8 protein-coding genes are annotated in these 9,272 nt (G+C 70.5%); all 8 read right to left on the bottom strand.

Annotation, left to right across the window (positions count from 1 at the left end):
• Nucleotides 1–1,213: rod shape-determining protein RodA (gene rodA / locus AOK18_RS16575; protein ID WP_107100355.1), on the bottom strand; the 1,213-nt coding region annotated here is incomplete at its 3' end.
• Nucleotides 1,210–3,618 (bottom strand): penicillin-binding protein 2, encoded by a 2,409-nt coding sequence (gene mrdA / locus AOK18_RS16580; RefSeq protein WP_055694877.1) that lies wholly within the window; start codon nt 3,616–3,618, stop codon nt 1,210–1,212. The genes rodA and mrdA, both read right to left, overlap by 4 nt.
• A gap of 190 nt (nt 3,619–3,808) precedes the next feature.
• Complete coding sequence (gene mreD, locus AOK18_RS16585; protein ID WP_055570723.1) at nt 3,809–4,474, bottom strand: rod shape-determining protein MreD; 666 nt, start codon at nt 4,472–4,474, stop codon at nt 3,809–3,811.
• Nucleotides 4,475–4,487: 13 nt separating this feature from the next.
• Complete coding sequence (mreC, locus tag AOK18_RS16590) at nt 4,488–5,429, bottom strand: rod shape-determining protein MreC (protein WP_055570722.1); 942 nt, start codon at nt 5,427–5,429, stop codon at nt 4,488–4,490.
• A gap of 220 nt (nt 5,430–5,649) precedes the next feature.
• Nucleotides 5,650–6,669, bottom strand: a complete 1,020-nt coding sequence (locus AOK18_RS16595) for a rod shape-determining protein (RefSeq protein ID WP_055570721.1) — start codon at nt 6,667–6,669, stop codon at nt 5,650–5,652.
• A 569-nt stretch (nt 6,670–7,238) separates the two neighbouring features.
• Complete coding sequence (ndk, locus tag AOK18_RS16600) at nt 7,239–7,652, bottom strand: nucleoside-diphosphate kinase (protein WP_055570720.1); 414 nt, start codon at nt 7,650–7,652, stop codon at nt 7,239–7,241.
• Between the two features lie 70 nt (nt 7,653–7,722).
• Nucleotides 7,723–8,073, bottom strand: a complete 351-nt coding sequence (locus AOK18_RS16605) for a DUF4233 domain-containing protein (RefSeq protein ID WP_055694878.1) — start codon at nt 8,071–8,073, stop codon at nt 7,723–7,725.
• Nucleotides 8,074–8,079: 6 nt separating this feature from the next.
• Nucleotides 8,080–9,272: bifunctional tetrahydrofolate synthase/dihydrofolate synthase (folC, locus tag AOK18_RS16610; RefSeq protein ID WP_055694879.1), on the bottom strand; the 1,193-nt coding region annotated here is incomplete at its 5' end.

A 9,272-nucleotide genomic window follows, 5' to 3' on the forward strand; every position in this document is an offset into this window, starting at 1 on the left:
CGGGCGGGTTCATCGCGGACAGGGGGCGTTGCAGTCTGATCGACTGCAGGAGGCCCACGGCCAGCCACACCGCGAACATCGACGAACCGCCGTAGGAGACGAACGGCAGGGGCAGACCGGTGACCGGCATGATGCCGAGGGTCATGCCGATGTTCTCGAAGGACTGGAAGGCGAACCAGGCGACGATGCCGGCGGCGACGATGGTGCCGTACAGGTCGGTGGTGTCGCGGGCGATGCGGCAGGCGCGCCACAGGATGACGCCGAGCAGGACGATGATGAGCCCGCCCCCGACGAAGCCGAGTTCCTCTCCGGCGACGGTGAAGACGAAGTCGGTCTGCTGCTCGGGCACGAACTGGCCGGTGGTCTGCGAGCCCTGGAAGAGTCCGGAGCCGGTGAGGCCGCCGGAACCGATGGCGATGCGGGCCTGGTTGGTGTTGTAGCCGACGCCGGCGGGGTCGAGTTCGGGGTTGGCGAAGGCGGCGAAGCGGTTGATCTGGTACTCGTCGAGCACGCCGAGCTGCCAGACGGTGACCGCGCCGATCGCGCCGGTGCCGATCAGACCGAAGATCCACCGGTTGGAGGCGCCGGAGGCGAGCAGCACGCCGAGCACGATGACGACCATGACCATGACCGACCCGAGGTCGGGCATCAGCATCACGATCAGCATGGGGACGGCGGCCAGGCCGAGGGCCTGGAGGACCGTGCGGTGGCCGGGGTGGGGCTTGTCGCCCGCGTCGACCCGGGCGGCGAGCAGCATCGCCATGCCCAGGATGATCGTGAGCTTCACGAACTCGGAGGGCTGGATCGAGAATCCGCCGCCGAGCTTGATCCAGGAGTGGGCGCCGTTGATGGTGGAGCCCAGGGGGGTGAGCACCAGCAGGATCAGCAGGACGGAGAGGCCGTAGAGGACCGGCACGGCGGTGCGCAGGGCGCGGTGGCCGAGCCAGAGCACGGCGATCATCAGGGCCAGGCCGATGCCGGTGTTCAGCCAGTGCCGGACCAGGAAGTAGTACGGGTCGCCCTGGTTGATCTCGGTGCGGTTGCGGGTCGCCGAGAAGACCAGGAGCGAGCCGAGCAGCGACAGGGCGGTCGCGGCCAGCAGTATCGGCCAGTCGAGGCGCCGGGCCGGGGAGTCGCGGGCGAAGAGCCGCGTCCAGCCGGCCCGTTCGGGTCCGTATCCGGAGACGTGGAAGCTGTTGACTCCGCCGCTCATGCCGCCGCCCTCCGGCCTGCCGCACGGCGTGCCCGGAGGACGCCGTGACGGCGTCCTCCGGACGGCTGTCCGTCGTCCCGGCGTCCGTCGCCCGTCCGTTCGCCCCTGGTCCGGCCCTCCGGTGACCGTCCGTCACCGGAGGGCCGGCCGCCCCGTCCGCCGCCCCGCCGCGCGTCGCGGCGACGGGTGTCGCGGTTGGCGGGCGGGGGCGTGGTCGTGGTCGCGCCCTGGTTCTGGTCCTGGTCCTGGTCCTGGCCGTCGGGTGCCTGCCCGTCCTCCCCGGCGGCCCCGCGCTCCTTGGCCGGGTCCTCGGAGATCTTCGGGGAGACGATGGTGCCGTCCGTCCTGACCTTGGGCAGCGTCTTCTGCGGGGCGGGCAGCAGTGCCGTCTTCTCGTCGATGACGCCCTCCGGGGAGACGCCGTACAGCGCGTTGTAGATGTTGCGCACGGCGGGGCCCGAGGCGCCGGATCCGGTGCCGCCCTGGGCGATCGTCATGACGATCGAGTAGTCCTTGGTGTAGGTGGCGAACCAGGAGGTGGTCTGCTTCCCGTAGACCTCCGCGGTACCGGTCTTGGCGTGCATCGGGATCTCGTCCTGCGGCCAGCCGCCGAACCGCCAGGCGGCCGTACCGCGGGTGGCGACTCCCTCCAGGGCACCGTCTATCTCGGCGAGGGTCTTCTTGGTCACCGGCAGCCTGCTCTGCGCCTTGGGCTCGATCTCGGTGACCCGCTTGCCGTCGGGGCTGATGACGGCCTTGCCGACGGTGGGCCGGTAGAGCGTGCCGCCGTTGGCGAGGGCCGCGTAGACGGAGGCCATCTGGATCGGGGTGACGAGGGTGTCGCCCTGGCCGATGGAGTAGTTGACGGAGTCACCGGCGCGCAGGCGGTTGCCCTCGAGGCAGTTCTCGTAGGCGATCTGCTCGACGTAGCTGCCGCCCTTCTTGCCGGACTTGCACCAGGCGTCCTTGTTGGCCTTCCAGTAGTCGCGCTTCCACTGGCGGTCGGGGACGCGGCCGGTGACCTCGTTGGGCAGGTCGATGCCGGTCAGCTCGCCGAGGCCGAACTGGTGGGAGGTCTTGTAGAACCAGTCCTTGGCGTTCTTCTTCGGCTTGTTGCCGCCGTCGCGCTTCCACTCCTCGTGGGCGAGGCGGTAGAAGACGGTGTCGCAGGAGACCTCGAGGGCGCGGCCGAGGCTGATGGCGCCGTGGTTCTGGGACTCGAAGTTCTTGAAGACCTGGCCGCCGATGGAGTACGAGCTGGAGCACTCGTAGGGCCCGTCGAAGGAGTACCCGGCGTTGATCGCGGCGGCGGTCGGGATGACCTTGAAGATGGAGCCGGGTGCCGACAGGCCCTGGATGGCGCGGTTCAGCAGCGGGTAGTTGGAGTCCTTGCCGGTGAGGTTCGCGTAGTCCTTGCCGGAGATGCCGCCGACCCAGGCGTTGGGGTCGTAGCTCGGGTTGGAGGCCATCGCGACGACCCGGCCGGTCTTGGCCTCCATGACGACGACGGCGCCCGAGTCGGCCTCGTAGAGGCGGTTGGTGTTGCGGTCCATCTCCTTGCGGGCGGCCTTCATCGCCTCGTTCAGCTCGTACTCGGCGACCCGCTGGACGCGGGCGTCGATGCTGGTGACGAGGTTGGCGCCGGGTTCGGCGGGGTCGGCCTCGGCCTCGCCGATGACGCGGCCGAGGTTGTCCACCTCGTAGCGGGTGACGCCGGCCTTGCCGCGCAGTTCCTTGTCGTACTCGCGCTCCAGGCCGGAGCGGCCGACCTGGTCGGAGCGCAGGTACGGCGACGCGGTGTCCTGCGCCTTCTGGAGTTCCTCGTCGGTGACGGGCGAGAGGTAGCCGAGGACCTGGGCGGTGTTGGCCTGCCCGGGGGCGGCGTACCGGCGGACGGCCTGGGGCTCGGCGGTGATGCCGGGGAAGTCCTCGGCGCGCTCGCGGATCTGCAGGGCCTGCTTGGCGGTGGCCTCGTCGGTGATGGGGATGGGCTGGTAGGGCGAGCCGTTCCAGCAGGGCTGGGGGGTCTCGGCGTCGCACAGCCGGACCTTCTCGAGGACGTCCTTGGCGGGCATGCCGAGGACGCCGGCGAGCTTGGTGAGGACCGCCTTGCCGTCGTCCCGCATCTTCATGAGCTCGGTGCGGGAGGCGGAGACGACCAGCCGGGTCTCGTTGTCGGCGAGGGCCACGCCGCGGGCGTCCAGGATGGAGCCGCGGACCGCGGGCTGGACGACCTGCTGGACGTGGTTGCCGGAGGCCTCCTTGGCGTACTCGGCGCCCTCGCGGATCTGGAGGTACCACAGGCGCCCGCCGAGGGTGCCGAGGAGGGAGAGGACGAGGACCTGGATGACGACGAGCCGGATCTGGACCCGTGTGCTGCGCCCGGTCTCGGGAATGTTGGTCATGCGGCTCCCTCCTCCTCTCCGTGCGTGTACGCCGGTGCGTGGACGACTGCTGGGCGTGCGGCCGCCCCGTGCACGGACGCCGTGCGTGCGGACGCCGCGTGTACGAGTGCCGCGTGTACGAGTGGTGAACGGCCGTGCGACCCGGCGGGTTTCCGCCGTCGTTCACTCTTTCCAGTGAAGCCTCGTGAGGTCACAGCCGCTTCACCCCTTTGATGCGGCCCGCGCGGGCCACCCGGGCCCGCGTCGCCTTCGCGCGAAGGCCCCGCTGGGCGCCGATGCGCAGCCCGGTGCCGCCGGAGCTCCAGCCGGAGGCGAGGTCCGCGGACTTGGCGGAGCTGTTCTCGGCGAGCGGATCGTTCTCCGCGCGGCGGGCCAGGGCCATGACCCCGGGGACGACGAACGGGGCGAGCAGCAGGTCGTACAGGGCGGCGCTGAAGAGCAGTCCGCCGAGGCCGACGTGGCGGGCGGCGGTGTCGCCGACGAGGGCGCCGACGCCGGCGTAGAGCAGGGTGGAGCCGACCGCGGCGGCGACCACCACGGCCATGGGGCCGAGCGCCGACCTCACCTGCCCGGACTCGGGCTTGACGAGTCCGGCGAGGTAGCCGATGACGCACAGCACGAGGGCGTAGCGGCCGACGGCGTGGTCGGCGGGGGGCGCGAGGTCGGCGAGGAGCCCGGCGCCGAAGCCGACGAGGGCGCCGCCGACGTGGCCGTAGACCAGGGCGAGGCCGAGGACGGTGAGCAGGAGCAGGTCGGGAACGGCTCCCGGGAGGTGGAGGCGGGCGAGGACGCTCACCTGGATCATCAGGGCGACGACGATCAGCGAGCTGGAGAGCAGGATCCGGTTGACGCGCATGGGGTGACAGCTCCTACTGCTCTTGCTGGGGCTGGCCGTCGGCAGGGGCGGACGGGGTGACGGTCACCGTGACGGTCGGAGTGGGGGTCGGCTTCGGCTTCTCGGGCAGCACCGTGTCGCGCGGGTCCTTCTTCGGGGCCTGGACGACGACACCGACGATGTCGAGCTTGGTGAAGCCGACGAACGGCGTGACGTAGAGGGTGCGGGTGAGGTCTCCCCCGGAGGGGTCGACGCGGGAGACGGTGCCGACGGGGACGCCGGGCACGAACGGCTTGTCGGCCTGGGAGCCGAAGGTGACCAGCCGGTCGCCCTTCTTGATCTCGGCCTTGCCGTTGAGGAGTTCGACGCGCAGGGGCCGGTCGCCCTGGCCGGAGGCGAAGCCGAGTTCGTCGCCGGCCTCCATGCGGGTGCCCACGGTGAAGTCGGGGTCGTTGGCGAGCAGCACGGTGGCGGTGTGCGGGCCGACGGTGGTGACCCGGCCGACGAGTCCGTCCCCGTTGAGGACGGTCATGTCGCGCTCGATGCCGTCGTCGGCGCCGACGTCGATGGTGATGGTCCAGGAGAAGCCCTGGGCCGCTCCTATGGCGATGACCTGGGCGCCCTTGATGCCGTACTGGCCCTGGCCGGCGACCTTCAGCATCCGGTCGAGCTGCTTGCTCCTGCTGCGGTTGCGGTCGTCGCTGCCGAGTTCGGCCTTGAGCGCGGTGTTCTCCCGCTCGAGTGCGGCGAGCCGGTCGTGCCGGTCACCGGATTCGCGGACCGCGGCGACCGCGTTGCCGATCGGGTCGACCGCGCCGGACACGCCGTTCTCGACCGGGCCGAAGACCGCGGCCGCGGCCCGCCGGGCACCGTCGACCGGTGAATCCTCCCCGCCGCGGATGTCCACCGTGATCAGTGCGAAAGCGGTGGTGATCAGCAGCACCAGGAGCAGCCGGCTCTCTCGTGTGTCCCTCACGTGCGGCGGCCGTGCCTTCCTCGTCGAAACGGGTAGCGAGAACAGGGGTCGTAAGGAGTCGTAAGAGTGGTGAGAAGTCGTGAGAAGTCGTCGGGGCGGATCAGGAATGCCCGGGGGGCTTCGCGAACCGCCGGAAAGTACGGGTGGTTCTCATGTCTCTATATCAACGATCCGCCGTACGAGGGGAGATCGTCCCGTACGGCGGAATCGAAGAGTCGTGTCATCTGCGGGGCTGGGCGTCCAGCACCTTCTGGAGTGCCTCGAACTCCTCGACGCACTTCCCGGAACCGAGCGCCACGCTGTCCAGCGGGTCCTCGGCGATGTGGATGGGCATGCCCGTCTCCCGCCGCAGCCGCTCGTCCAGACCGCGCAGCAGGGCGCCGCCGCCGGTCAGCACGATGCCCCGGTCCATGATGTCGCCGGACAGTTCCGGCGGGCACTTGTCGAGCGTGGTCTTGACGGCGTCCACGATCGAGTTGACGGGCTCCTCGATCGCCTTGCGGACCTCGCCGGCGGAGATGACCACGGTCTTGGGCAGTCCGGAGACGAGGTCCCGGCCGCGGATCTCGGTGTGCTCGTCGGAGTCGAGGTCGTACGCCGAACCGATGGTGAGCTTGATCTGCTCGGCCGAGCGCTCGCCCAGCAGGAGGGAGTACTCCTTCTTGACGTACTGGATGATCGCGTTGTCCAGTTCGTCGCCCGCGACCCGGATGGACTGGGCGGTGACGATGCCGCCGAGGGAGATGACCGCGACCTCCGTGGTGCCGCCGCCGATGTCCACCACCATGTTGCCCGTGGCCTCGTGGACCGGCAGGCCGGAGCCGATGGCCGCGGCCATGGGCTCCTCGATGATGTGCACCTGGCGGGCGCCGGCCTGGGACGACGCCTCGATGACGGCACGGCGCTCCACACCCGTGATGCCGGAGGGGACGCAGACGACGACCCGCGGGCGGGCCAGGTGCCGCCGCTTGTGGATCTTCAGGATGAAGTAGCGGAGCATCCGCTCGGTGATCTCGAAGTCGGCGATGACGCCGTCCTTCAGCGGACGGACGGCGACGATGTTGCCGGGGGTGCGCCCGATCATCTTCTTCGCCTCGGACCCGACCGCGAGGATGCCGCCGGTATTGGTGTTGATCGCGACGACGGACGGCTCATTGAGTACGATTCCGCGGCCCCTGACGTACACCAGCGTGTTGGCGGTCCCGAGGTCGACAGCCATGTCACGGCCGATGAACGACATAGAGTTCCCCATGAGGATTCGTCTGGCCTTCCCACTGGCTTTTGAGGGCTTTTCAGGTAGGCGAGGTGGGTGCGGTGACGCGAAGGCTCCATCGTAGACGCGCCTTCGCGAACACGGCGCGAGGGTCTTCGCCATTCTCATCAGATGGCGGGTCCCGTTGCTTGTGGAGACGGGCCATCGGGGGCATGCGTTCCCCCGAACGCCGTCCGCATGCCGAGAAGGCCCGGGGGCAAAGCCCCCAGACCGTCGCCAGATGGCCAAAACCGCAGCCCACGGCCGCTATGCGATTGTTATGAGCGGCTTCGGCGGGCGAGCGTCGCGCGTGGCCTTCGCACCCCTTGTCGCACACGTGTCGCAGGCGGCCGTTCGGGCATGCGTCCTGCGCGGCGGTGACGTCGCGCGGCCCCGCGCGGGCGGCCGGCGCGCGCGGCCGTCACGCACGCGGTGATCGAGGGACACGGCTCACACGAACGGCCGACACGGACGGCCCGTACGGAGGATCGGCACGGCTGATCCGCACGGACCGCCCGTGCGGACGGCCGACGCGGGCGGTGGTGTCCCCGCGGCCGTCAGGCGCGGTCCGGGAAGAAGATCTTCACCTCGCGCTCGGCGGACTCCTCGGAGTCGGAGGCGTGGATCAGGTTCTCCCGGACGATGACGCCGAAGTCCCCGCGGATCGACCCCGGGGCCGCGGCGACCGGGTCGGTCGGCCCGGCCAGTCGGCGCACGCCCTCGATGACCCGCTCACCCTCGACGATCATCGCCACGACCGGGCCGGAGGCCATGAACTCCATCAGCGGCTCGTAGAAGGGCTTGCCCTTGTGCTCGCCGTAGTGCTGCTCCAGCGTGTCCTGGTCGAGGGTGCGCAGGTCCAGCGCGGTGAGCTGCCAGCCGGCCTTGCGCTCGATGCGGCTGATGATCTCGCCGGTCAGGCCACGACGGACGGCGTCGGGCTTGAGGAGGACGAGGGTGCGCTGGGTCACGGCGGAACTCCTTATGCTTCAAGGGTGGTGCGGGGTGCTCTGAAGGTTACCGGGCAGGATTCCGCGCCTGTCACGCAGCGTCAGGCTGACCGGCACGGGTGGCGGCCCGGGCCTTCGCCTCGTCGATCTTCCGCCCGTAGTGGACCGAGGCCCACCACAGCACCGCGAACAGGGCGCCCAGGACGAACATCGTCGGGACGAAGAAGCCGGAGGCGATCAGGGCGATCTGCAGGGCCCAGCCGAGGACGACGCCACCGGGCCGGGTGATCACCCCGCACAGGGCCACGCACAGGAACATGGCGATGCCGCAGACCGTCCACACGGTGCCGACCGTCAGGTCCGGGTCCTTCATCGCGACCAGTCCGGCGAAACCGATGACGAGGAACTCACTGATCAGGGTCGACGCGCAGAGTGTACGCACGGTGTCTCAGCCCTTCCCCAGAAGCAGCCGGGCCTCGCCGACCGTGATGACGGAACCGGTGACGAGCACACCGGCGCCGGTGAACTCGCCCTCCTCCTCGGCGAGCGTGATCGCCGCCTCCAGCGCGTCGGGCAGCCGGGGTTCGACCTGGACGCGGTCCTCGCCGAACACCTCGACGGCGATCCCCGCCAGTTCGTCGGCGTCCATCGCGCGGTGGCTGGAGTTCTGCGTGACGACGACCTCGGCGAAGACCGGCTCGAAGGCCTCCAGCAGTCCGCGCACGTTCTTGTCGCCGCTCGCGCCGACCACGCCGATGAGCCGGCTGAACTGGAACGCCTCCCCGATCGTCCCGGCCGCGGCCCGCGCGCCCGCCGGGTTGTGGGCGGCGTCCAGCACGACGGTGGGCGACCGGCGGACGACCTCCAGCCGGCCCGGTGAGGCGACGGTGGCGAAGGCCGTGCGGACGGTGTCGATGTCCAGCGGCTCGGCGCGCTGGGCGCCGACGCCGAAGAACGCCTCCACGGCGGCGAGCGCCACGGCCGCGTTGTGCGCCTGGTGGGCACCGTGCAGCGGCAGGTACACCTCGGGGTACTCGCCGCCCAGGCCGCGCAGGGTCAGCTGCTGGCCGCCGACGGCGACCTGCCGGCTGACGACGCCGAACTCCAGCCCTTCCCTGGCCACGGTCGCGCCGGCCTCGACGGCCTTCCTCAGCAGCACCTGGGCCGCGTCGACCGGCTGCTGGGCCATGATCACGGTCGCGTCCGGCTTGATGATGCCGGCCTTCTCCGTGGCGATCTCGGCGGGCGTGGTGCCGAGCCGGTCGGTGTGGTCGAGGTCGATCGGCATGACCACGGCGACACCGGCGTCGATCACGTTGGTGGCGTCCCAGCTGCCGCCCATGCCGACCTCGACGACGGCGGCGTCCACCGGAGCGTCGGCGAAGGCCGCGTACGCCATGCCGGTGAGCACCTCGAAGAAGGACAGCCGGTGCTCCTGCCGCGCGTCGACCATCTCGACGTACGGCGCGATGTCCCGGTACGTCTCCACGAACCGCTCGGCGGAGACCGGCGCGCCGTCGAGGCTGATCCGCTCGGTGACCGACTGGACGTGCGGCGAGGTGTAGCGCCCGGTGCGCAGTTCGAAGGCGCCGAGGAGGGCCTCGATCATGCGGGCGGTGGAGGTCTTGCCGTTGGTGCCGG

It is taken from the genome of Streptomyces prasinopilosus (genome assembly GCF_001419695.1).
Lineage (GTDB): Bacteria > Actinomycetota > Actinomycetes > Streptomycetales > Streptomycetaceae > Streptomyces > Streptomyces prasinopilosus.

Coding starts and splice junctions, on each gene's coding strand:
- mrdA (WP_055694877.1), bottom strand. CDS start 3,618: ATGACCAACATTCCCGAGACCGGGCGCAGCACACGGGTCCAGATCCGG.
- mreD (WP_055570723.1), bottom strand. CDS start 4,474: ATGCGCGTCAACCGGATCCTGCTCTCCAGCTCGCTGATCGTCGTCGCC.
- AOK18_RS16595 (WP_055570721.1), bottom strand. CDS start 6,669: ATGTCGTTCATCGGCCGTGACATGGCTGTCGACCTCGGGACCGCCAAC.